This is a genomic window from Thalassotalea insulae, from assembly GCF_030161395.1.
Classification (GTDB): Bacteria; Pseudomonadota; Gammaproteobacteria; order Enterobacterales; family Alteromonadaceae; genus Thalassotalea_E; species Thalassotalea_E insulae.
On sequence record NZ_BSST01000001.1, the window covers coordinates 642,292 to 662,885 of the forward strand.

26 protein-coding genes are annotated in these 20,594 nt (G+C 40.2%); 10 read left to right on the forward strand and 16 right to left on the reverse strand.

What is annotated here, in order from left to right:
* Together QQK06_RS03015 and QQK06_RS03020 are read right to left on the reverse strand one after the other, a co-directional pair.
* Window positions 1-993: a substrate-binding periplasmic protein gene (locus QQK06_RS03015; protein WP_284243113.1), complete on the reverse strand. Its 993-nt coding sequence runs from the start codon at window positions 991-993 to the stop codon at window positions 1-3.
* 126 nt (window positions 994-1,119) lie between these two features.
* Window positions 1,120-1,530 carry an HvfA family oxazolone/thioamide-modified RiPP metallophore gene (locus tag QQK06_RS03020; protein WP_284243114.1) on the reverse strand — a complete coding sequence of 137 codons (411 nt, stop codon included), beginning with the start codon at window positions 1,528-1,530 and terminating at the stop codon, window positions 1,120-1,122.
* A 205-nt stretch (window positions 1,531-1,735) separates the two neighbouring features.
* Here QQK06_RS03020 and QQK06_RS03025 point away from each other — a divergent pair, with 205 nt between their 5' ends.
* Window positions 1,736-2,683: a tRNA-dihydrouridine synthase gene (locus tag QQK06_RS03025; protein WP_284243115.1), complete on the forward strand. Its 948-nt coding sequence runs from the start codon at window positions 1,736-1,738 to the stop codon at window positions 2,681-2,683.
* Here the strand turns inward: QQK06_RS03025 and QQK06_RS03030 are convergent.
* Both QQK06_RS03030 and QQK06_RS03035 read right to left on the reverse strand, forming a co-directional pair.
* Window positions 2,680-2,925, reverse strand: a complete 246-nt coding sequence (locus tag QQK06_RS03030; RefSeq protein ID WP_284243116.1) for a hypothetical protein — start codon at window positions 2,923-2,925, stop codon at window positions 2,680-2,682. The genes QQK06_RS03025 and QQK06_RS03030 overlap by 4 nt on opposite strands.
* A 56-nt stretch (window positions 2,926-2,981) precedes the next feature.
* A complete protein-coding gene (locus tag QQK06_RS03035; protein WP_284243117.1) occupies window positions 2,982-3,362 on the reverse strand; it encodes a hypothetical protein in 381 nt (126 codons plus the stop codon).
* A 172-nt stretch (window positions 3,363-3,534) separates the two neighbouring features.
* On the opposite strand from QQK06_RS03035, the gene QQK06_RS03040 reads away from it, so the two are divergent.
* The 4 genes from QQK06_RS03040 (at window position 3,535) to QQK06_RS03055 (ending at window position 5,734) form a co-directional block, all read left to right on the forward strand.
* Window positions 3,535-4,509: a hypothetical protein gene (locus QQK06_RS03040; protein ID WP_284243118.1), complete on the forward strand. Its 975-nt coding sequence runs from the start codon at window positions 3,535-3,537 to the stop codon at window positions 4,507-4,509.
* Window positions 4,510-4,518: 9 nt separating this feature from the next.
* The gene (locus tag QQK06_RS03045; protein WP_284243119.1) at window positions 4,519-4,761 is read left to right on the forward strand and encodes a hypothetical protein; all 243 of its coding nucleotides are present in this window, start codon (window positions 4,519-4,521) and stop codon (window positions 4,759-4,761) included.
* Between the two features lie 37 nt (window positions 4,762-4,798).
* Window positions 4,799-4,990 carry a hypothetical protein gene (locus tag QQK06_RS03050; protein ID WP_284243120.1) on the forward strand — a complete coding sequence of 64 codons (192 nt, stop codon included), beginning with the start codon at window positions 4,799-4,801 and terminating at the stop codon, window positions 4,988-4,990.
* A gap of 150 nt (window positions 4,991-5,140) precedes the next feature.
* Window positions 5,141-5,734 (forward strand): hypothetical protein, encoded by a 594-nt coding sequence (locus QQK06_RS03055; RefSeq protein ID WP_284243121.1) that lies wholly within the window; start codon window positions 5,141-5,143, stop codon window positions 5,732-5,734.
* Window positions 5,735-5,858: 124 nt separating this feature from the next.
* Here QQK06_RS03055 and QQK06_RS03060 read toward each other — a convergent pair whose 3' ends face one another.
* From QQK06_RS03060 to QQK06_RS03105, 10 genes are all read right to left on the reverse strand, one after another.
* Window positions 5,859-6,755 carry a hypothetical protein gene (locus QQK06_RS03060; protein WP_284243122.1) on the reverse strand — a complete coding sequence of 299 codons (897 nt, stop codon included), beginning with the start codon at window positions 6,753-6,755 and terminating at the stop codon, window positions 5,859-5,861.
* Complete coding sequence (locus QQK06_RS03065) at window positions 6,755-7,612, reverse strand: ABC transporter ATP-binding protein (RefSeq protein ID WP_284243123.1); 858 nt, start codon at window positions 7,610-7,612, stop codon at window positions 6,755-6,757. Before QQK06_RS03065 ends, QQK06_RS03060 begins: the two co-directional genes overlap by 1 nt.
* A complete protein-coding gene (locus QQK06_RS03070) occupies window positions 7,612-7,974 on the reverse strand; it encodes a GntR family transcriptional regulator (RefSeq protein ID WP_284243124.1) in 363 nt (120 codons plus the stop codon). The genes QQK06_RS03065 and QQK06_RS03070 overlap by 1 nt, the downstream gene beginning before the upstream one ends.
* A 177-nt stretch (window positions 7,975-8,151) precedes the next feature.
* Window positions 8,152-9,195 (reverse strand): MJ1255/VC2487 family glycosyltransferase, encoded by a 1,044-nt coding sequence (locus tag QQK06_RS03075; protein WP_284243125.1) that lies wholly within the window; start codon window positions 9,193-9,195, stop codon window positions 8,152-8,154.
* Window positions 9,192-9,704 carry a phosphatase PAP2 family protein gene (locus tag QQK06_RS03080; protein ID WP_284243126.1) on the reverse strand — a complete coding sequence of 171 codons (513 nt, stop codon included), beginning with the start codon at window positions 9,702-9,704 and terminating at the stop codon, window positions 9,192-9,194. Before QQK06_RS03080 ends, QQK06_RS03075 begins: the two co-directional genes overlap by 4 nt.
* A 93-nt stretch (window positions 9,705-9,797) precedes the next feature.
* Complete coding sequence (locus QQK06_RS03085; RefSeq protein ID WP_284243127.1) at window positions 9,798-10,211, reverse strand: acyl-CoA thioesterase; 414 nt, start codon at window positions 10,209-10,211, stop codon at window positions 9,798-9,800.
* 97 nt (window positions 10,212-10,308) lie between these two features.
* Complete coding sequence (locus QQK06_RS03090; RefSeq protein WP_284243128.1) at window positions 10,309-10,590, reverse strand: DUF3465 domain-containing protein; 282 nt, start codon at window positions 10,588-10,590, stop codon at window positions 10,309-10,311.
* A 15-nt stretch (window positions 10,591-10,605) separates the two neighbouring features.
* The gene (locus QQK06_RS03095) at window positions 10,606-11,205 is read right to left on the reverse strand and encodes a GNAT family N-acetyltransferase (RefSeq protein WP_284243130.1); all 600 of its coding nucleotides are present in this window, start codon (window positions 11,203-11,205) and stop codon (window positions 10,606-10,608) included.
* Between the two features lie 131 nt (window positions 11,206-11,336).
* Window positions 11,337-11,711: a putative zinc-binding protein gene (locus QQK06_RS03100; RefSeq protein ID WP_284243131.1), complete on the reverse strand. Its 375-nt coding sequence runs from the start codon at window positions 11,709-11,711 to the stop codon at window positions 11,337-11,339.
* A gap of 120 nt (window positions 11,712-11,831) precedes the next feature.
* Window positions 11,832-12,473 (reverse strand): YehS family protein, encoded by a 642-nt coding sequence (locus QQK06_RS03105; protein WP_348541173.1) that lies wholly within the window; start codon window positions 12,471-12,473, stop codon window positions 11,832-11,834.
* A 235-nt stretch (window positions 12,474-12,708) separates the two neighbouring features.
* Between QQK06_RS03105 and mfd the strand changes: the two genes are divergently transcribed.
* From mfd to QQK06_RS03120, 3 genes are all read left to right on the forward strand, one after another.
* On the forward strand, window positions 12,709-16,233 hold the full coding sequence (gene mfd, locus QQK06_RS03110; protein ID WP_284243132.1) for a transcription-repair coupling factor: 3,525 nt from the start codon (window positions 12,709-12,711) through the stop codon (window positions 16,231-16,233).
* Between the two features lie 72 nt (window positions 16,234-16,305).
* Entirely contained in the window at window positions 16,306-17,868 is a 1,563-nt protein-coding gene (locus tag QQK06_RS03115) for a CsiV family protein (protein ID WP_284243133.1), read from the forward strand.
* A gap of 26 nt (window positions 17,869-17,894) precedes the next feature.
* A complete protein-coding gene (locus QQK06_RS03120; protein ID WP_284243134.1) occupies window positions 17,895-18,182 on the forward strand; it encodes a DUF1244 domain-containing protein in 288 nt (95 codons plus the stop codon).
* A gap of 71 nt (window positions 18,183-18,253) precedes the next feature.
* Here the strand turns inward: QQK06_RS03120 and QQK06_RS03125 are convergent, their stop codons facing one another.
* Together QQK06_RS03125 and rsuA are read right to left on the reverse strand one after the other, a co-directional pair.
* Window positions 18,254-18,550 carry a hypothetical protein gene (locus QQK06_RS03125; RefSeq protein ID WP_284243136.1) on the reverse strand — a complete coding sequence of 99 codons (297 nt, stop codon included), beginning with the start codon at window positions 18,548-18,550 and terminating at the stop codon, window positions 18,254-18,256.
* A gap of 125 nt (window positions 18,551-18,675) precedes the next feature.
* Complete coding sequence (gene rsuA, locus QQK06_RS03130; protein ID WP_284243137.1) at window positions 18,676-19,365, reverse strand: 16S rRNA pseudouridine(516) synthase RsuA; 690 nt, start codon at window positions 19,363-19,365, stop codon at window positions 18,676-18,678.
* 137 nt (window positions 19,366-19,502) lie between these two features.
* On the opposite strand from rsuA, the gene QQK06_RS03135 reads away from it, so the two are divergent.
* Entirely contained in the window at window positions 19,503-20,129 is a 627-nt protein-coding gene (locus QQK06_RS03135; protein WP_284243138.1) for a LysE family translocator, read from the forward strand.
* Window positions 20,130-20,145: 16 nt separating this feature from the next.
* Window positions 20,146-20,451, forward strand: coding sequence for an Mpo1-like protein (locus QQK06_RS03140; protein ID WP_284243139.1), 306 nt, complete (start codon window positions 20,146-20,148; stop codon window positions 20,449-20,451).
* Window positions 20,452-20,594: the final 143 nt, after the last annotated feature.

Consider the following 20,594-nt stretch of genomic DNA (forward strand, 5'->3'; position numbering starts at 1 on the left):
TCAATCTCTATTGGTATAAATGCGATTTAATAACTTAGCGGACTGATATTTATTCACTACCTGATTTATTTGACCATTTTGCTGAAACTTTTTGATCACTTTATTAATTCTCGGCACAAGAGATTGATGCTCTTTCCTAAGACGAAATACTACTCCCCCTGTAGTGTGTATAGCAGCAAAAGATAACGCAACGTTGTGGTGCTGAGCCCAATATAGCGCAGCTAACTTTTCCATAATAGCAACGTCATAACGATGCTTTTTTAACCCTAACATAAGCTCACTTTCGGAGCGAAAATCGGCTCGGGTAAATTTGTTGTCATCAACATATGAATAACCAGCAACAGTACCTATCACTCCACCATAAATTTGCTTTAATGTTTGATATTTATTGGCATTTTCAGGCAAGGTAATAAAATACTCCGTGACGTTGATAATAACGTCAGAGCTCACGTAGTTATCACCTATATTTCCATCTTTAAACCAGTTAGGACTGACGATATCAAAATCCAGCTCCCCTGTTTCAAGTGCTCGAACAGCCCTTTTCGGTGGTAAAGAATTCGCATGCAATTCAATTTGTGCTTCCTGCATAATAAGCCTAACTAGCTCAACCAGTATGCCTGGATCAACTTGGTTACCAGAATAACCAAAAGGCACCCAGGCTGAAGTACTACCTATATCGTAAGTTAAGATAACAGGCCTATTAATTTCCTGTGCCTGAATTTGTAACGTTAACAAAAACAAAAGACAACAAAATGCGACGCATCGACGGTGAAATAGTGAAATAGCAAATACCAACATACTGACTACTTTTGCTAATTGAAGATAAAAGTTATTATAAACTATAGACTTACATTTAAGAGAATAAATATCAACGATAGCGTAAACCGCGCTATATTTTCTACTTAGCATATAAAATGATTGCGACATACCGTACATCATCGACTCTGGCATCCTGCCTCGTCCTAGCTCCTGCATCCATGCAGTCGAGTACATACACGAAATTATGCTCCTGCAATTTCGACATACCGTACATCTTGTACATAAAAAAGCCACTAACATAGGTTAGTGGCTTTTAATATTTATTAACAGCTCGTTCAAAGAACTAGCATTTAAGCATGACTAGCCGCCGCATTTTTTACTTTTTTCTTTTTTACCTTCGCCGCACTTACCTTTCATGGCTTTTTTACCTTCGCCGCATTTTCCTTTTTGCTCACCTTTACCTTCGCCACATTTTCCTTTGTGCTTGCCTTCGCCGCATTTACCTTTGTGCTCGCCTTTACCTTCGCCACACTTACCTTTGTGTGCCTTACGATTTTCACCGCATTTTCCTTCGCCGCACTTACCTTTCTTGGCTTTCTTGCCTTCTTTACCTTCACCGCATTTTGCATCTTTATCATCATCGCTCGCAATGCTGACAATGCCTTGTGCTTCAAACGGATTTGATTCAGCTTTCGCTGGTAAACTCGCTAAAGAAGCCAATGTAAATGTCCCCAATAATAATGCCAATGTAGACTTTTTAATTATATTCATCTTGTTTTCCTTTATTTTTAAAACTTAGACACTATATCTTGCCATTGGTATAGCCAACATAATTGCGATATAACATCGATTAAGTACTACTAATTTAACAAGACCTGATATTTAAAAATAAATTTCAGCCAAGTTATTTTTTTCTCAAAATAAAACTCTAGGTTAACTTACACTAAATGTCTAATAATAATAGTTCGGTAATTGCATGAAAAATCACGTTAAACAAGTCATTCTTGCACCAATGGAGGGAGTTGCCGACGTATTAATGCGAGAAATGCTGACGTCATTAAATCACTATGATTTATGCATTACAGAATTTGTTCGGGTGGTAGATACCCTAGTACCGAAGAAAGTGTTCCATAAAATTTGCCCAGAACTGCTCAATAATGGCATGACTAAAAATCAGACACCTGTCCGGGTACAGTTATTGGGGCAAGATCCACAATGGATGGCAGAAAATGCCGTCAGAGCATTGGAATTAGGCTCTCATGGCATAGATCTTAACTTTGGCTGTCCGGCAAAAACCGTCAATAAAAGCAAAGGCGGAGCGGTATTACTAAAGTCGCCGGAAACTATCCATCAAATCGTAACCAATGTCAGAGAATCAATCTCCGCCGAGCAAACACTTTCAGTTAAAATTCGTTTAGGTTTTGACGATACCTCATTGCTAAATGAAGTAGTAAGCGCCATCGTCAGTGCAAAAGCAAACTTTCTCACAATCCATGCGCGTACCAAACGTGACGGTTATAATCCTCCGGCCTATTGGCACCATATAGGTCAAATCAGTGAACATTACCCAATTGAGTTATGTGCCAATGGTGAAATCTGGAGCTATAACGACGCTCAACGCTGTATCAAAGAAGCGAAAACATCAAACCTGATGTTAGGTAGAGGTGCGCTTGCGACACCCAATTTAGCAAATGTTGTTAAAGGCTTAGAAGAAAAAATGTCTTGGCCAATGCTTTGTCAGCAGCTGAAGCGCTACGCACAACTAGAGCTTGACGGCGATAAAAGTTTTTATTTTTCCAGCCGCTTAAAGCAGTGGATACGTTATTTAAAATTACAGTATCCACAAGCCGAAGAGTTATTTAGCGAAATAAAATTACTAAAAGACAAAAAAGATATTTTATCAGCTATCGATAAACTTCATTAATCCTTATCATTTCCCTGATCCTCCTGTTCAGAGCCATCGACTTTTCGCTTTTGTACCACGACAGTTTCAATGGTTTTTTGCACCTGTGGATCAGGTAATAACATTTGAACTAAAACGCCAAATGCCATCGCTAAGCCCCTTCGCTTTTTAGCCAAATGCAGCAACTTTTTTGCGATTAACGCAAGGATAATAAAAACGCACCATGGCAGAAAAGCCAGTAGTACCTGGTGATAATATTCCATTTTGCTTCCTGTAATAATTGTAAAGATTTAATCATTCAAATAGTTAAAAACAATTATTAACAAGCAGCCCTTTGTGAAATATCAGCCGAATAATAGGTTAAATGCCTAAGCCAGAAAAAACGTAACTGACGGGCAAGTAAAGTAAAAGAATAAAGAACAAGCACAACTATCAGGTGAACACCGCTAGCGATTATCTTGAAATAATGCCAAACATAGTCAATAAAAACTGACGAACTCCAGGTATGAGCAACTACCTTATCATTAGCTTCAACATTACCTAAATTTACCAAGGCTGATGCTGCATCAACTTTTGCTAATGCACTAGAGTGAATAACATAGTCGCTGTTAATCACCTTGGCTAACGGCTGAGCAACAGCTGACGTTAAATAAAATATACAGCTAAAAAAGCATAAACATCTAAAGATTAAATTGTGCATTTTTAGCGCCGTTGCATCTGTAGTTATTCGTTAATAAAACAAGTGGGGATTAAACGCGAGTATTTCAACAAAAGGGATAATTAATCACTTTTTGTCATAGTGTTAACAAAGATTTTTACCATAAAAACGGTTATGATAACCCTCACTTTAATCAACAATAGAATGCAATACAGTGGAAAACGGATCTGAGTTAAGAGCAAGGTACAATGATATTAATCGTGGGGTGTATTTTATTGGCACGACTCCACCTAAAAGTGATACCCCTTTTGAACAGGTAGAAAATATCGCAGGTAAATTACTTGACCGTGTCAGCGATATCGATTTTGACGGTTTAATTGTCTACGATATTCAGGACGAAGACTCCCGTACCAGCAAGCCGCGTCCTTTTCCGTTTAAATCCACTCATGATCCGCGTCATTACTCCGCGTTATTAAATCAAAAGTCATCACGTCCGGTGATCACCTATAAAAGCGTAGTGCAGTCAGACACCGCAGCATTTGAACAATGGGCCAATGAAGCCTGGAGCGAATACGGCGTAAGAGATCTTGTATTAGTCGGCAGTCCGTCGAAAAATAATCAAATATCACTGCCATTAGCAGACGCCTACCAAGCACTGGTTAATAATCAGCATGATTTTTTTATCGGCGGTGTCACCATCGCTGAACGCCATGCAGCTAAAGGCAACGAACATCAAAGATTAATCGAGAAATATCAGCAAGGCTGTAACTTTTTTATCTCGCAAGCGATTTATGATCCACAGGCAACAATTGATATGTTGACCCGTTATGCCATTGAATGTAAAAAGCAAAACATCAAACCACAGCGCTTTATTTTGACCTTTTCCCCTTGCGGCAGTGAAAAAACTCTGGAATTTATCGAGTGGCTAGGCGTTAGCGTGCCAGAAGCAACCAGTTTACGTATCCTCAATGCTGAACAGCCGCTATACGAATCAATAAGAATTTGCGCTAACAGTTTGCGACAGATACTCGATGCGATATTACCTTATGATTTACCATTAGGGTTAAACATAGAAAGCTTAACCAATCGTAAAGAAGAAATTGATGGTTCCATTTTACTCTATAAACTATTACGCTCAACGATGGATAAGTATCTTGCTCAAAAAGAACTAATGACACTAATTAAATAGGAGCTCAATATGACAGGTACAACTATGGTGGTGTTAATCGTATTAATTTCTGTCGGTTTCGGCGTGTTATACGACATGTATAAAAAACATTTGGAATTTAAAAGCAAAACCATGGAGCAAAACAGTAAAACTACTGAACAAAATATCGCGTTAAAAAAACAGGTGGCAAATTTAGAAGAGCGTGTGCAAGTATTAGAAAAAATAGTCACAGATCAGGGCTATCAGGTGCAACAAGAAATTAATAACTTATAAAAGTACTGTTAAAGGTCGGGCTGTTGTGAAGTTGATCATGAAAACCGAATTTGATGATTTACGATTGAATCCAAATCACCAATATCAAACAGATAGCAATGGCGATAAGCAAGTCGTAAAAATTTATTGCGGTGAATTGCTTATTGCCAAAAAAACCAAACTAAAAAAATCCATTCGCTACTTTGGCGTCAAAAATTATCAGCAATACCTTTCCGAACATTACAATTAACGGTCAGTTAAAATAAAGTATTGATTAATAACAATATTTACCATTAACAATTTATTTTATTTAAAAATATCAAAAATAAATAAACTATTTTCTTTGCTGGCGCTACCTAATTAATAACCCAACTATTTATTAATTATTGTGGAGTCAGTTATGCACACTTTATCACTAAGCAAAATAACACTATCTGCGGTCAGTTCGCTTACTTTTATTGCTTTATTAGCAATTAGCTCGCCAAATGTTCAAGCCGACATCGTTCACCATCACGCAGATAACGATCAGGTCATCATTCATTCGGCAGCTAACAACAAAGATCCGCTTTATATTGTCAATGGTAAAAGCTTCCACTTTAGTGAGCTAAGCCCGGCGCAACAAGCCGAAATAAAAGTCATTCAAGATAAGCTCACCGCGGTTGAACAAGAATTTGACCGATATCAAGATAAGATCGATAAGATTTCAGCTCAACTAGAACAAAAAGCACACGTTATCGAAAAAGAAGTCCGCAAACTAGAACAAGCCAGTATTCCTTATGGCAAAAGCAAGATAAGCTTGCAGGATTTATCCACTATTGCTCAACAATTAACATCGCTTGCTAATCTTGACGACGAGCTTATGCAACAAAAACAAAAAGAAATGGCAGTTTTAGAGCAACAATTAGACGCTGTAGATTGGTCATTAGTTGATGATATTGAGCGCCACGCCAATGCGCTGGAACAAGTATTGATCACCATAGCCAAAGAAATTTAAGTAAACATACGATAAGAGCGCATGGTGCGTTCTTATCGTATGAAAAACTGAGGTTTGTCATTTACGTTCAGCTTAGTGAGCAAAGATTAGCTGTCATTCACTTTTTGTTTTCAGCCTTAAAGCGCTAATCGTGACTGCGATTGACTCTTAGCCAGTATGTCAGATAAAGCAAACCAGCACTGATAATTACCCCAACAACACTGACATTATCGGCAAATAATGTAAAAGGTAACTGCTGAATATTATTGCCATGTAAACTAAATGATACTAGCGCTAGCGAAAAGTAATTCCGTAGTAAGTCAACAACATAATAATGAGATAAATTAAAATAGTTCACTAAAAATGCTTCTAGCAAGAGGATGATCACCACAGGCAATACAGCCCAGAGAAATGGCGCTTTATTGGCGAACATCGACACCAGCATTAACCAGGCATAGACAGGGAGCATCCACAACGCATAGGGTAAAATGCTGATCCAAATACTGAAAATATTGGTCAATATATCACTGTTTACCCAAAGCCCCCATAAAGATAAATCGTAGCTACTGAACAGCACGATACACAGCACGAAAAACGCCAGTAAAAAGATTACTAAGGTAACGGTTGCCGCCAGCGTAAAGATTGCAGGGATCACTAGCGCACCAACCACAAGCTTTACCGCAATAGTTAACGAGTCCGGCACCGGCAGTGAACGCCAAAATAAAATCGACATATCACGTCGTTCATCATATAAACAGGCGATAAAATAATAGAGCTGCACGATTGTTGCAATAACGATAAATGGCATATAAAGCATAAAAGTGCCATGAAAAAAAACAGTGGCAAACTCAGGGTTTTCACTCTGCAAGGCTAAACGCTCAAACCTCATCATCCAATAATTTACACTCGCATCCGAGAGTAAATAATTAATAACGGGAGCTGCTATATCTAAACTGATAATAATAAGCGGCAGCCACAGCAGCATTTTCTTGTATTCCCACAGTTCTTTTTTAATACTGGTCGTTAATAATAAACGATTCATTAGCATGCCTCCTTCGCCATCACGCCGACAAATACATCAGCCAAACTGGGCGTTTTGACTTCACCAAAAGTGTTCAGCTCTGCCACTGATACATTATCAAATAACATCGTGGTTAAGCCCATTAAGCGATTGGCAGATAATGGCTTTAACGCACTCGCCTGTTCAAGGTGTGCCTCATCAACCGTCACTAACTTAAAACGCTCGCGAATACTGTCTGTACTTTCTGCCAGCACGAGCTTACCGTTCTGAATAAAAGCGACATCCGTTAATATATGCTCAATTTCTTCAATTTGATGGGTAGTCACTATGATGCATTTATCTTCGCTATAGAACTCTTGCAACAACTGATTATAAAATTCACGACGCGTTAAGATGTCTAATCCTAAGGTTGGTTCATCGAGCACTAAAACCTTAACGTCGAGTGCTAAAATCAACGCTAAATGCAATTGTGCCACCATGCCTTTAGACAAGGTTTTTACTTTGGCATGAGCTTTTATTTTTGTCTTTGCCAGAAATGAACGTGCTTTTTCAATATCAAATTTAGGGTGAACACCCGCCATATAGCTTAATGCCTGTTTGACAGAAAGCCATTTAGGCAGAACAGCAACATCAGCAATATAAGCGACATCACTCAACATCTGAGCTCGTTGCGCTCTGGGGTTAAAGCCTAAAACATCAATATCTCCTTCAAAATCCGTCAAGCCTAACAATGCTTTTAAACAGGTGGTTTTTCCTGCGCCGTTTGGACCGACTAAACCTAAAATTTGTCCTGGATTCACCTTCAAGTTAACCTCTGAGACGACAGCATTACCACTATAACGCTTAGTTAGTTTTTTTATTGAAATTAACGCAGACATTACCGCTCCTCCACATCTATCGATAGCAACTGTTGAGCAGATAACTTCAACCGGCTAATTTGTTTAAGAATTTGTGGCCATTGCTGGGTTAAAAATAACTCGCGCTCGCGCTCAAGCATGGCATCATGTACTCCCTGTTTAACAAACAATCCCTTACCTCTTTGTTTTTCAACAATTTGCTCTTCCTGTAACATTTGATAGGCCTTTGAAATCGTCAATGGATTCAGTTGATATTGTGCTGCGAGTTTACGCACAGATGGCAGGGCTTCCCCTTCTTTAATATAACCATCTAATATCCTTGAGATAACTAGCTGATATAACTGCAAATAAATCGGTTTATCTGCATCCCATTGTATTGTCATTACCCTTTCCTAAGATGACCCCAACATATTGGTGTTATACACCACCAACACACCAAAAACAAATGTAGCATGCCACTAAAATGTAACAAAGTATACTGAACTAAAAGGCTGAGCAGAATCAGCCATGTAGAATTTATGACAAAAAAGAAAAGCTAGCGCAGCTCTTTCAATAACAAGTTAACTGACCACTTCCACTGAATTAGGTACCTGATGCCATAACTGAGCCGATAACTCACTGATAGCTTGCTGCCGACCACTAAGCAGCCAATTGACAATTTCCTTAGCAACATCCGGGTATCGACAAATAGTTTGCGATGATAAGTTCACCAGCCAATTGTCAATCGATGAAAAGCTTAACTCTTGCATCACCTTACCATAGCCTAATTGCGCGAGCGCCAGTGCATTAGACTGCTGCTCCATTTGTCCCTGAATAGGTTTTGTTAAAATGGGAATGCCTAAATGAATACATTCGCTATTAAGTTCAAAGCCGCTATTGCAAATCACCGCTTTTGCCTGCACTAGATCTTGCTTGAACCCTTGATAACAAGTTTTCTTCTGCTCAACATTAGCCAACGTTTTAGCGCTTAGTTCAGCGCTATACTGAATAAAATTTTGCTGAGGAAATTGCTGTAACAGCTGAACGACCTGCGCTTGATCTTCAAACGGCAGATAAACTACGATCGGTCCTTGTTCGCTTTGCCGCTTTAAATTGACATCGATAATTGGCGGCAACACATTATTGTCATAATGACTCCAATGCAAACCTAACGATTGCTCTGCCGGAGCAAAATGCTGCAAAATTTTAGCCGCTATCACACTTTTCCCTGCAACCGGGGTATTGGCACCAAAGGCATATTGATGGCCAATAGCAAGCAAAGCTTTATTCGCCCTTTTTGCCGCCCAGGCGGTGATCGGTTCAAAATCTGTGATCACTAAATCATAAGGTTCAACATCCAGTGCTGCAACATCCCGGAAAAACTTAAACATGTTATTGACAAATAGCGACCCAGTATAGTCAATTTTACCTTGATTGGTTTTAAAGGTCAGTCCGGGAAAGTGCAGATAATCGCCAAAAATGTCCATATCAAACAATTGTGATTTTTCCCGACCAGAGAGCAAATAAGTCACCTCAACATCATGCTGTGTTAGATATTTTGCCATCACCCGAGAGCGCGAAATATGACCATTACCTGTGCCCTGAACACCATATAAAATTTTCATACTACCACCATCAAATAAGCTACCAGGCTACCTAAGGTAGCACCGGCTATTATGTCAGTCGGGAAATGAACCCCTAAAATAACGCGTGAAATTGCCACCGCTATCGCCCAAAGATAAAGCCCGCAAGCAGCAAGTCCTATAGTTGCTACCGCCAGTCCAGCCAATAAAAATGCCGCCATCGTATGACCTGAAGGAAAACTAAATTTATCTGAGGCATGAATAATACTGGTAAATGCAGGTACAACGTCTGGTGGACGGCGCCGTTTTAAAATATTTTTCAAGACAAAATAAAGTGGTCGTTCTAGTGCATAGGCGGTTATGGCAAGCTGAAAAAATGCGGCCCCTTGAATAGGGTTGACCAGTAAATAGAGTAGCGGAAACAGTACTTGTAGATAGCCATCACCGGTTCGAGAGATAGCGCGAATAAATGCGATGAATTGCGGATAAAAACGTGATTTCTGACACCACATTAGCAACCGCAAATCAGCTTGATAAATACTTTCAAACATCGTCATAGTGACCAAATTAGCCGCTATTTATGACAATAAAGTGACAACTTTTTAGTATTTAAATGACAATAAGACGCTAAGTTGAAATAGCGATCAGCTAAGATTTAAAGATTTAACTTCATCGATAGTCTGCTTGACCAGCATTTCTTTGGTTTTACCATGCGCTACAGCTTTTCGACTTTTTGGATCTACCTTAACAAATACAATATCGTCAGCAAAACAAATGGTTTTCTTCGTTACTTTATTGCGCACTAAACAAGAGACAGTAATTGATGTTCGCCCTACTTCTTTAGTTTCCAGGCCAAACTCAACGACATCCCCTTGCATTGCCGGCGCTTCAAAACTTATTTCACCTATATGCTTAGTCACCAGGCAATTGCTCTCTAACTGACAAATCGCGTAAATCGCTGCTTCTTCATCAATCCACTGTAATGCTCGGCCACCAAATAATGAATAAGCGTAATTTAAATCATTTGGCATCACCAAACGTCGAGATAAAAATCTCATAATTCCTCTCTTAGATACGATATAACTTAATAAGTACTAACACTCGCCTTACCAATGAGTATAGCGAGCATTCAAAATAGTGACTGAAAATAGGTGCTTAACTGTAAAGCTTACCATTATGCTTGATCCAACCAACCGGATGTTCGCCGTGCGGATCATGATGGGTCCAGTGGACCATGCCTCCTTGACTGTTCCATTGGTATTGGCCAAGAAATTCCACCTTATCACCCACTTTTAAGCCATAGACCTTCGGCGCAATACTGATATTATGCACGACCAGTACAGTTTTATTATTTTTCAATTTCACGGTGAACTTTTGGTGCTTCGCACCTTTGATGTCATCCGGAAATACTTTTATCACTCTCCCTGTCGCTTTCATCTCTTAGCCTGACAACTAACGATATTGCTGTGTTTTAAATTGCAACGATTTTTTCACCATCGGCCATTCATGCTCAATAATAGAAAAAACCACTGTATCGCGATATTCGCCATTCGAATGAATACGATGATTGCGTAACACCCCGTCCTGTTTAGCACCTAAACGAGCAATTGCCGCCCGCGATGCCAGATTATGCCAGTGAGTACGAAACTCGACCGCAATCACTTTCAGTCGTTCGAAAGCGTGAGTAAGTAATAATAACTTAGCTTCAGTATTAACCGCTGTGCGCTGATAACTTTTACTATACCAGGTGTAACCAATTTCTATTCGTCGATGATCACTATCAGCGTTACATAAACGTGTCGTGCCGATCACTTTACCACTGACATTTTCCATAACCACATAGGGCAATGCGGTGCCAGCTGACAACTGAGTCATAGCTTTATCTAAATAATTATTGATGGTGACGTCATTAGGCACACTGGTAAACCAAAGGTTATATAATTCGCCATCATTGGCGGCATAGACCAGCTCTTGCGCATGCGTTTGAGATAAAGGAATTAGGGTGACGGTATCACCGTTAAGTGCATAATAATGATCAGTTAGCAGACTCATCTGATGCCTCAGGGAAAAGAACTAAGTCACACTATATTACTGATTTTCACAGATAAATAAATCGAATAATAACGCTAAGCTCGTCCGCGTATAAAACAGCAGAATAAGAATAACAGAAAGAGACTGTCAGACTATTCAGGAAAACTAATACCCTGCTCTGCCAACTGCTGATAAACATGGTTTAACGCTTTGCTGTTTTCGATCAGCGAGTCTTGCCACTTATCCCGCTTTTCAATACCTAAATCAGTAATCACAAAATAGTGAGCGGTGTCCACTTGTGCCATATCAAGACAGGCTTTAGTGCATTGTAACTGGCAACCGTCAATGGCAATAATCTTTCTACCAGACGTGGCAATCGCTTTAACAGGCTCAACGTCACTGACTACGCCAGAAACACAAGACATTTCAGCAATACCATCACTGTCTAAATTCAACGAGATATCATGAGCAATACGGGCTACATTTGAGCAACCAGAGCAAGCATATACAACGGGCTTTTCAGTCATAATCCATTTCTAACAATTAACATTGCTAATAATTTTAACCCTAGTGTTAATTGCTGTATTGATTTAGATCAAAACTGGTTAAGAGTCCTTATATTTTATGTGGGTACTAGCGCTCCGAAATTAACTATTCTTATATATCTGTTCAGGCTTAAGCTTTAATACTTTTCGGGTAGAAGACTTTTCTGCGGGCTTGGCGTTCGGATTCACATAGTGAGTTTTTTTACTTTGTCCCGTACTGACTGACTTTTTATCCGCATAATGAGGCTTGTTTTTCCCGTTGTTTTGCGACTTAACGACAGGTGAAGCAACACGGTATTTGTCTTGTAGCCCTTGTAGAAAATTTCTTAAAAACTGCCATTTACAGTGACGATAATTTTTATGATCCGGTTTCCTAAAAAACGCCGTTAACTCCGCTTTGCCAACATTAAAGCCAGCTGTTGCCAATAAACTGATAATGTCATCATTTTGCAGCTTCAACGCAATTTTCAATTTCAGCAATATCAGGTTCTTCGTTAGCTCTTTCTCATTAACTGGCTGCTCGCCGTCTTTTTTGCCACGCTTTTCAATAATAAAACCATTGAGAAAGCTCGCTAATTCAACATCCGTTAAAGGCACTATCGTCGGATCGTCGTCTTTAGCTAACCAATGTTTCACTTGCTCCGTGGTGACGTTACATGCTGCGAGCTTAAAAATATTCACCACCTTGTTATCATTTAAATTAAAGGTATAGCGTAAACGGCGTAACACATCATTATTCGTCACTTAGTGCTCCAAAACTTTCGGGAAAAAATATCATTACTAACTAAGTGGCAATTATACGCGTTTATTTTACTATGCGCTTGTGATTTAACGCTTCCCTCACTCATTACTGACACTTAAAGTGAAATAATTAAAAATTTCCCAGCAAATTGCCCTTTTGCAATTTCACTCGTGATATCATTAAGCACAAACTTTTAACACGTCCTAATAAAAACAACAGACAGTAAAACTATATTTCATGAGTAAACAACACTTTCTACTTTCCCCTGTTTTAACAAAAAGTACTGGAAAAACAACCGATAAAAAATCCTGGTTAAATCTGCCCGGCTCCAGTGCGACACTCGCTATTTATCAGGCAGCTCAACAGGCAGAACGTCCGATATTACTGATCACTCATGATACCCCATCGGCATTGCGGCTTGAGCAAGAATTACTGAGTTTACAACAAGATTCAACGCTCTCTGTTTGTCTGTTTCCTGACTGGGAAACCTTACCCTACGATACCTTTTCGCCGCATCAGGACATTATCTCGCAGCGTTTGGCAACCTTATACCAGTTATCACGGATGCAACGAGGTATTGTCATTGTACCGGTAACGACCTTGATCCAACGGTTGCCACCAAAGCAATATTTAGATAGCAACAGTCTGTTAATTAACAAAGGCGATAAAAAAGATCTCCACCAATTGCGTCAGGAGCTCGAAGCCAGTGGTTATCGTTGTGTTGATCAAGTGATGGAACACGGTGAGTTTTCCGCCCGAGGAGCCATTCTTGATCTGTTTCCTATGGGCAGCAACACACCATTTCGACTAGACTTCTTTGATGATGAAATTGAAGAAATTCGCTTATTCGATCCAGATAACCAGAGATCTCGAGATAAAGTCGAAACGATAGAATTACTACCAGCACATGAATTTCCTAGCGATCAAGACGGCATTAATCTGTTTCGTCGCCAATATCGCGAATTATTTACCGGCACCATAGATAAAGAGTCCATTTATCATCAAGTCAGTAACGGTATTATGCCAGCGGGCATCGAATATTATTTACCGCTATTTTTTGAGCAAACCAGTCATTTATGTCATTACCTAGCACAAAACACCTTAGTGATAGTTTCAGGTAATATCGACAAAGCAATTGAGCAATACTGGGTTGACGTAGAATACCGTTATGAAGACCGACGTTACGACCCGACTCGGCCTTTACTAACGCCTAGCATCCTGTTTTTAAACACCGATGAACTTTACTCTGCAATAAAGCCGTTTGAACGTATAACCATTAACACTCATGCGATAAGCGATGAAAGTCTAACTGACAATAAAAGCAGTAAAGGACTCATCAGTTATGATGTAACCCCATTACCAGACTTAACCGTTAATCATCAGTTAAAACAGCCGTTTGAGCTATTAAATCAATTTATTAGTGATCCAAAAACACCAGCAAAAATTCTCTTTGTTGCCGAAAGTCAGGGCCGCAGAGAAAGCGTGTTAGAGCTGCTTAAACGCAACCAAATAACACCGCCGTTATTTCCTACTATTGAGGATTTTATTGATTCAGGCGAAGCAATTGGGATCACAGTTAATGCCTTAAGTCAGGGCTTTGTCTTTCAACATAAAGGTCAATCACTTAAGCACTGTATCGCATTAGTCACCGAAGCGGAACTATTAGGCGATCGCGTTCGTCAGGCACGACGTCGTAAAAAACAGCAAGATATACAAGCTGACGCGATATTTAAAAACCTAGCTGAGTTGTCAATTGGTCAGCCTGTGGTGCATATCGAGCATGGTATTGGTCGTTACCTTGGATTACAAACGCTGGAAACCGGCGGTATTAGCACCGAATTTTTAACCTTAAGTTATGCCAACGATGCCAAGCTTTATGTGCCGGTAGCGTCACTACATTTGATCAGCCGCTACTCAGGTACTAATGCTGAACATGCGCCATTACATAAATTAGGTAATGATGCCTGGAGTAAAGCAAAGAAAAAAGCGGCAGAAAAAGTCAAAGATGTCGCAGCAGAGCTTTTGGATATTTATGCCAAACGCGCCAGTAACACTGGCTATCAGTTTAATCGTAACAAAGACGATTATCGCGCTTTTGCCGACAGTTTTGGTTTTGAAGAAACCTTAGATCAAGAACAAGCGATCAATGCAGTGATCAGCGATATGCTGTCAAATAAAACCATGGACCGACTCGTCTGTGGTGATGTCGGCTTTGGTAAAACCGAAGTGGCCATGCGTGCCGCATTTGTCGCAGTCAACGATGGCAAACAAGTAGCAATGTTGGTCCCTACCACCTTACTGGCACAACAACATTATGAAAACTTTAAAGACAGGTTCGCTAACTGGCCGGTTAACATTGAAGTATTGTCGCGCTTTAAAACCACTAAACAACAAAATGAAGTGATTGCGAAAGTAGAGTCAGGTCATGTCGATATTTTGATAGGCACCCATAAACTTTTACAAAATAGCATTAACTATCATGAACTTGGTTTACTAATCGTTGATGAAGAACATAGATTCGGCGTTAAGCAAAAAGAAAAAATTAAACAGTTACGCGCCAATGTTGATATTTTAACGCTCACCGCAACTCCGATCCCGAGAACGCTAAATATGGCGATGGGCGGGATGCGCGACTTATCCATTATCGCCACCCCTCCTGCTAAACGCTTAGCGGTAAAAACCTTTGTCAGACAAAGAGACAACGCTTTGATCCGTGAGTCAATTTTGCGGGAAATTCTCCGTGGTGGTCAGGTTTATTTCTTACATAATAATGTCGATACCATTGAAAAAACGGCCGCCGATATTGAGGAGCTACTACCGGAAGCAAAAGTTATTACTGCCCACGGCCAGATGCGAGAACGGGATCTGGAGCGTGTAATGAGTGATTTTTATCACCAGCGCTATAACGTGCTGGTCTGTACCACCATTATCGAAACCGGTATCGATATTCCGAGCGCTAATACCATCATTATGGACCGGGCCGATCATTTGGGCTTAGCACAACTGCATCAATTACGGGGCCGTGTCGGTCGCTCCCATCATCAGGCATATGCCTATTTATTAACGCCGCACGAAAAACGCATGACCAAAGACGCCAAAAAACGTTTAGAGGCTATCGCATCGTTAGAAGACTTAGGCGCAGGCTTTACCCTAGCAACACATGACCTCGAAATTCGCGGCGCTGGTGAATTGTTAGGTGAAGAGCAAAGTGGCTCAATGAGTCAGGTCGGTTTTAGCCTTTATATGGAAATGCTCGATCAAGCGGTCGCGGCATTAAAAGAAGGTAAACAGCCATCATTAGATCAAGTATTGTCTAAGCAAACAGAAATTGATCTGCGGGTACCGGCGTTATTGCCTGACGATTATATATTCGATGTCAGCCTACGCCTGAGTATTTATAAACGTATCGCCAGCTGCGACAGTAAAACAGAGTTAGATGATATTCAGGTAGAACTCATTGACCGTTTTGGCTTACTGCCTCAACCTGCGAAAAACCTGATCCATATCGCTAAATTAAAATTAAAAGCACAAAAAATCGGTATCGCCCGCATTGAAGCAGGCCCTAATGGCGGTTCGATTGAATTTAGTGATGATACGAAAGTAGATCCGGTATTTATTATCAGCCTGATCCAACAACAACCAAGTGTCTTTAAAATGGATGGCGCCAATAAATTAAAGTTCAATCGAGCCACCGAAGATGCAAAATCACGCTTTACTATGGTCACTTCTATTATCAATGACTTAAGTAAAAAACTTAATTAACAGAACTATCAATAACAGGTATGATGATATTTTCATTATCAATCTTCGCCAACACGCAAGGTTAAAAAATCAATGAATATAAAACAAGCTGCTGTTTTGCTATTAAGCCTGACGTTTTCTGTCGGCACCTTTGCAGCGAGTAAATGGAGCGGTGAATGGTTTGAAATAGAGATCATTTTAATAAGTCAATTGCACGATAAAAGCAAACAAGCTGAAGTGTTCTCTGAATACAGCCCATTACCTCAATATCATCAGTCTCTGGATTTATTAACGCCGTATCTATTGCCCGATATTAAGGCACTCAAGCAGCAATTGCCTGATTGTGACTCCCCTAAATATCCGTCAAGTTTGCTGGAGCAAGCTAGCCATTTACCTGAGTTACATCCGCTGTTAACGTTAGCAGAAATTCACCAGCTACCGCTACAGCAAGAAACTCTCAAGCAAGAACAAGCTTCTGTTGATAGCCAAGCCCAAAGGCAGCAAGAAAATCAGGCAGTACAGCCAAACTTAACAACAGCACAAAATGAAGATGATTTTTTTGATCGGGTCAGACCTGCATATGAAAAAGCAGACACTGCTAGGGCTGAGAATAACAAACAAAGTGATAGTTTAACTGCGCCAGCTAATAATGAAACAAGTGCTGCACCAGCTGGCATTACTAAGCAACAAAAAGCATTCGTTGCTGAAGCTGAGTTAGCCTTTAGCACAATGCCGTTTAACTACAACAAGTTAACAGAGCAAACACCAGATACCTTGTGCAAAATTAGCGAAGCAGAATTTAACCAGTTAAACCCTGATACTAATCTCTATAGCTATAACGGCTTTCTCGTCAACAAAATGCCGCTAACTGTGGATGGCACCGAAGATTTATATAGTGAACAGCCCTATCTGGTGGCGAAACAGTCATTACAGCTTAACGATATTGTTAAACAACTGCGTCGCAGTAAAAACTTTCGTCCATTACTGCATATGGCATGGCGCCAGCCGGTATTTGATTTACCTGATGCCACACCAGTAAAGCTCTTTGCCGGCGATAACTTTAACGCCCATTATGCTAAAGAGCAGGCAAAGTTCCTTGAGCAGCAACGGCTAGATGCAGAACAAGAAGCTCAGCTCAGTGCCATTTTTGCTAACCAGGATTCTGCAGCAATCAACACAGCCCTGTCGCGTAAACAGCTGCTTGAGCAAGCAAAGCAGCAACAATTGCAAACCATATTTAACCAAATCTCTGACATTAACGACAGCGAAAGCGTACTAGCGCAACTCGATCAACCTGCCTTATCATTTAGCGAACGGCTAGCAGAGCAATCAGTGTTAACTGAAGGGCCAAAATTACCCATTCAACCTTGGTATTTAACTGGCTTTATCAATGTCTTTTTAAAAGGGGTTTATCTTAATGTCGCTGCTGATTTTAATATTTTAAATTTAACCTTAGCACAACAAAGCAGTTTAGCGCTGCGCCCTAATACAGAAGTTGAAACCAAGGCCATTCGCTTTCAACAGCAACGACGGATGATCAGCCAAGAAGTGCATTATTTTGATCATCCCTATATGGGATTAATAGTGCAAATTCGTCGTCATGACCGACCTGAGCCGCCAGAGCAAATTGAGGCTGAAGACCAAATAGCAAGATAAATAGCTATCAGATAATCGAGGATATTATGGAAAAAGACATAGAAATTCAGGCAGCGGTATTTCGCCGCCTATTACGCCATTTAGACAGCCGCAAAGACGTACAAAATATTGAGCTCATGAACCTAGCGGGGTTCTGCCGTAATTGTTTTGCTAAATGGACAGTTGCCGAAGCAGAAAAGTTAGGAGTAGATATCGACATTGAACAGGCACGCGAGCAAGTCTACGGTATGCCTTACGAGCAATGGAAAGAACAATACCAACAGCCGGCAACTGAGGAACAGTTAGCAACATTTAACGAACTAAATAAAAAGTAAAATCACTAGCCTAGTATTAATATCAACCATCGGGTCGGTTCAGGCCGACCGCTATGTCAGCTAAACTAGTTTTATATTTTGATTTCAATCGCTTTTGATTGTTGTCTGCGATCTTTTTCAGCACGCGATTCTAACCAGCGGCCACGGCATTTATTATTATGACGACGATCTTTACCCGAACGGCGATCGACTTGGTCCCAGTTAGTGTTCTGCTCAGCATGAGAACTTTTTACAGCCAACTCCTGATCATTTTGTGAATACTGACTGGCATTTTTTCGATAATGTCTGCTTCTTTGTTTTTTATCTTTCGCTGTATTTTCAGACTTTACCAAATAAGATGGTGGTAATAACTCAGCTAACACGTCCATAAATTAACCTATATTTTAAATACTCTTTTTAACTGTTACTGAATAAAATATCGGCAATAATTAACAGAACTTTAATAATATTTGAACGTTTTTGACAACTATCACTCTGAGTTCATCGCTATTTGTTAACTAAAACAAGCGATTTCTTGCTCAGTTAAGTAGCGCCACTCGCCAACGGCTAAGTTCGCAAGTTTAACTTGACCTATCTGCTCACGATGCAATCCCACGACTTTATTGCCTACCGCAGCAAACATACGCTTTACCTGATGGTAGCGACCTTCTGTAATGGTCAACAATATCTCTTGCTCGGCAATAACTTGCAACTTTGCAGGCTTCGTGAGTGATTTTTCCCCTTGTAACTGAACACCCACGGCAAATTTTTCTGCGGTATCAGCTTTTAATATGTCTCTTAGCCATACCCGGTAGACTTTCTCGCATTCTTTTTTCGGTGAAATAACATTGTGTGACCAGCGACCATCATCGGTGATCAACACTAGGCCAGTGGTATCGGCATCTAACCGTCCTGCAATATGTAAATCAAAGGCTTTATCAACATCAATATAATGTAAGACTGACGGGTATATTTCATCAACATTAGAACAAATGGTATCCGCAGGTTTATGCAACATGATATAGCGAGAGCTGCGTGGCGTTAACACCTGATCGTCAATCGTAATAGTGTTATTTTCATGTACCTGAGTGGCACCATTTTTAACGACTTCACCATTAACTTTTACTTCCCCGGTTTTTAATAACTTTTTCGCTTCAGTACGGGTCAGTTCAGTGCTTTTACATATAAATTTATCCAGCCGCATAGGTAGCTCTTAGTTAGCTCTTCACATCAAATAATCGCGCCATTATCCAACACCTAAGATATTTCGCAAGCTAAGAATTGCGCTAACATACTAGCAGTGATAGGGTTGAATTTTGCGCGAATTTAGGAGCTGGTGTTATGGATTTATTGTCAGGGTTATTAATGTTGACCTCTATTCACCTATTAGCGGCCGCTGCCCCGGGGCCTGACTTCGTGTTAGTATCACAGCAAACCTTATCCAATGGTAAAAAAGCCGGGCTACTGTGCAGTTTAGGCATAGCACTTGGCTTAGCAATTCACATCATTTATTCCGCATTAGGCTTAGCGGCGGTCATTGCCAACTCGGCGTCTTTACTATGGCTGATAAAACTACTTGGCGGCGGTTATCTTATTTATCTCGGTTATCAAGGGCTTAAATCTAAAGCGACACAAGGCAGTGAGCTTAAGGTATTGCCAGCAAATAAGCGCTCTAATATGAAAACTATTGGCCTTGGTTTTTTATGCAATGCTCTAAACCCGAAAGCGCCAATTTATTTTGTTGCCTTGTTTACCCTTGTTATTTCACCGGATCTTCCATTACAGCACCTGGTTATATACGGTATTTGGATGATGATTTTACAATTTACCTGGTTCGCTACAGTGGTATTTCTATTATCTCGCCCAAAAATCAATCGAAGTTTTCAAAAAATGGGCCATTGGCTTGATCGTGTGTTGGGAGTGGCAATGATTGCTCTTGGCATCAAGGTATTAAGTTCAAAGCTCTGACGAATACTAACGCACGATGGCAAAACAATACCAAAGTTTCGCAGAATTTTATCCGTTTTATTTAAGCCAGCATCAAAATCGAATATGCCGACGTCTGCACTTTACTGGCTCATTACTGGTGCTGGTGATAATTGCTTTTTACCTGATACAGGCACAATATAAACTACTATTACTACTGCCATTGATAGGTTATGGCTTTGCCTGGGTTGGCCACTTTTTCTTTGAAAAGAACCAGCCTGCCACCTTCACCTATCCAATTTACAGCTTAATCGGTGACTGGGTGATGTTTAAAGACATTCTCCTCGGTAAGGTCAAGCTCTGATCATTATCTCCTTCTGTAACGCTTAAAATATCAAACGACACTATTGCTTCAATCGGCGATGTTAAAAATCAAATATTTTTAACACCCTGTAGAATTATGGAGACATCAATGTCATTAAATGAAAAAGCTACCTAGGCATCGCT

Coding starts and splice junctions, on each gene's coding strand:
- QQK06_RS03060 (WP_284243122.1), bottom strand. CDS start 6,755: ATGAATCGTTTATTATTAACGACCAGTATTAAAAAAGAACTGTGGGAA.
- QQK06_RS03115 (WP_284243133.1), top strand. CDS start 16,306: ATGAATATAAAACAAGCTGCTGTTTTGCTATTAAGCCTGACGTTTTCT.
- QQK06_RS03070 (WP_284243124.1), bottom strand. CDS start 7,974: ATGACAATACAATGGGATGCAGATAAACCGATTTATTTGCAGTTATAT.
- QQK06_RS03055 (WP_284243121.1), top strand. CDS start 5,141: ATGCACACTTTATCACTAAGCAAAATAACACTATCTGCGGTCAGTTCG.
- QQK06_RS03075 (WP_284243125.1), bottom strand. CDS start 9,195: ATGAAAATTTTATATGGTGTTCAGGGCACAGGTAATGGTCATATTTCG.
- rsuA (WP_284243137.1), bottom strand. CDS start 19,365: ATGCGGCTGGATAAATTTATATGTAAAAGCACTGAACTGACCCGTACT.
- QQK06_RS03120 (WP_284243134.1), top strand. CDS start 17,895: ATGGAAAAAGACATAGAAATTCAGGCAGCGGTATTTCGCCGCCTATTA.
- QQK06_RS03125 (WP_284243136.1), bottom strand. CDS start 18,550: ATGGACGTGTTAGCTGAGTTATTACCACCATCTTATTTGGTAAAGTCT.
- QQK06_RS03090 (WP_284243128.1), bottom strand. CDS start 10,590: ATGAAAGCGACAGGGAGAGTGATAAAAGTATTTCCGGATGACATCAAA.
- QQK06_RS03100 (WP_284243131.1), bottom strand. CDS start 11,711: ATGACTGAAAAGCCCGTTGTATATGCTTGCTCTGGTTGCTCAAATGTA.
- QQK06_RS03080 (WP_284243126.1), bottom strand. CDS start 9,704: ATGTTTGAAAGTATTTATCAAGCTGATTTGCGGTTGCTAATGTGGTGT.
- QQK06_RS03015 (WP_284243113.1), bottom strand. CDS start 993: ATGTACTCGACTGCATGGATGCAGGAGCTAGGACGAGGCAGGATGCCA.
- QQK06_RS03035 (WP_284243117.1), bottom strand. CDS start 3,362: ATGCACAATTTAATCTTTAGATGTTTATGCTTTTTTAGCTGTATATTT.
- QQK06_RS03045 (WP_284243119.1), top strand. CDS start 4,519: ATGACAGGTACAACTATGGTGGTGTTAATCGTATTAATTTCTGTCGGT.
- QQK06_RS03065 (WP_284243123.1), bottom strand. CDS start 7,612: ATGTCTGCGTTAATTTCAATAAAAAAACTAACTAAGCGTTATAGTGGT.
- QQK06_RS03140 (WP_284243139.1), top strand. CDS start 20,146: ATGGCAAAACAATACCAAAGTTTCGCAGAATTTTATCCGTTTTATTTA.
- QQK06_RS03050 (WP_284243120.1), top strand. CDS start 4,799: ATGAAAACCGAATTTGATGATTTACGATTGAATCCAAATCACCAATAT.
- QQK06_RS03025 (WP_284243115.1), top strand. CDS start 1,736: ATGAAAAATCACGTTAAACAAGTCATTCTTGCACCAATGGAGGGAGTT.
- QQK06_RS03085 (WP_284243127.1), bottom strand. CDS start 10,211: ATGAGATTTTTATCTCGACGTTTGGTGATGCCAAATGATTTAAATTAC.
- QQK06_RS03020 (WP_284243114.1), bottom strand. CDS start 1,530: ATGAATATAATTAAAAAGTCTACATTGGCATTATTATTGGGGACATTT.
- mfd (WP_284243132.1), top strand. CDS start 12,709: ATGAGTAAACAACACTTTCTACTTTCCCCTGTTTTAACAAAAAGTACT.
- QQK06_RS03095 (WP_284243130.1), bottom strand. CDS start 11,205: ATGAGTCTGCTAACTGATCATTATTATGCACTTAACGGTGATACCGTC.
- QQK06_RS03030 (WP_284243116.1), bottom strand. CDS start 2,925: ATGGAATATTATCACCAGGTACTACTGGCTTTTCTGCCATGGTGCGTT.
- QQK06_RS03135 (WP_284243138.1), top strand. CDS start 19,503: ATGGATTTATTGTCAGGGTTATTAATGTTGACCTCTATTCACCTATTA.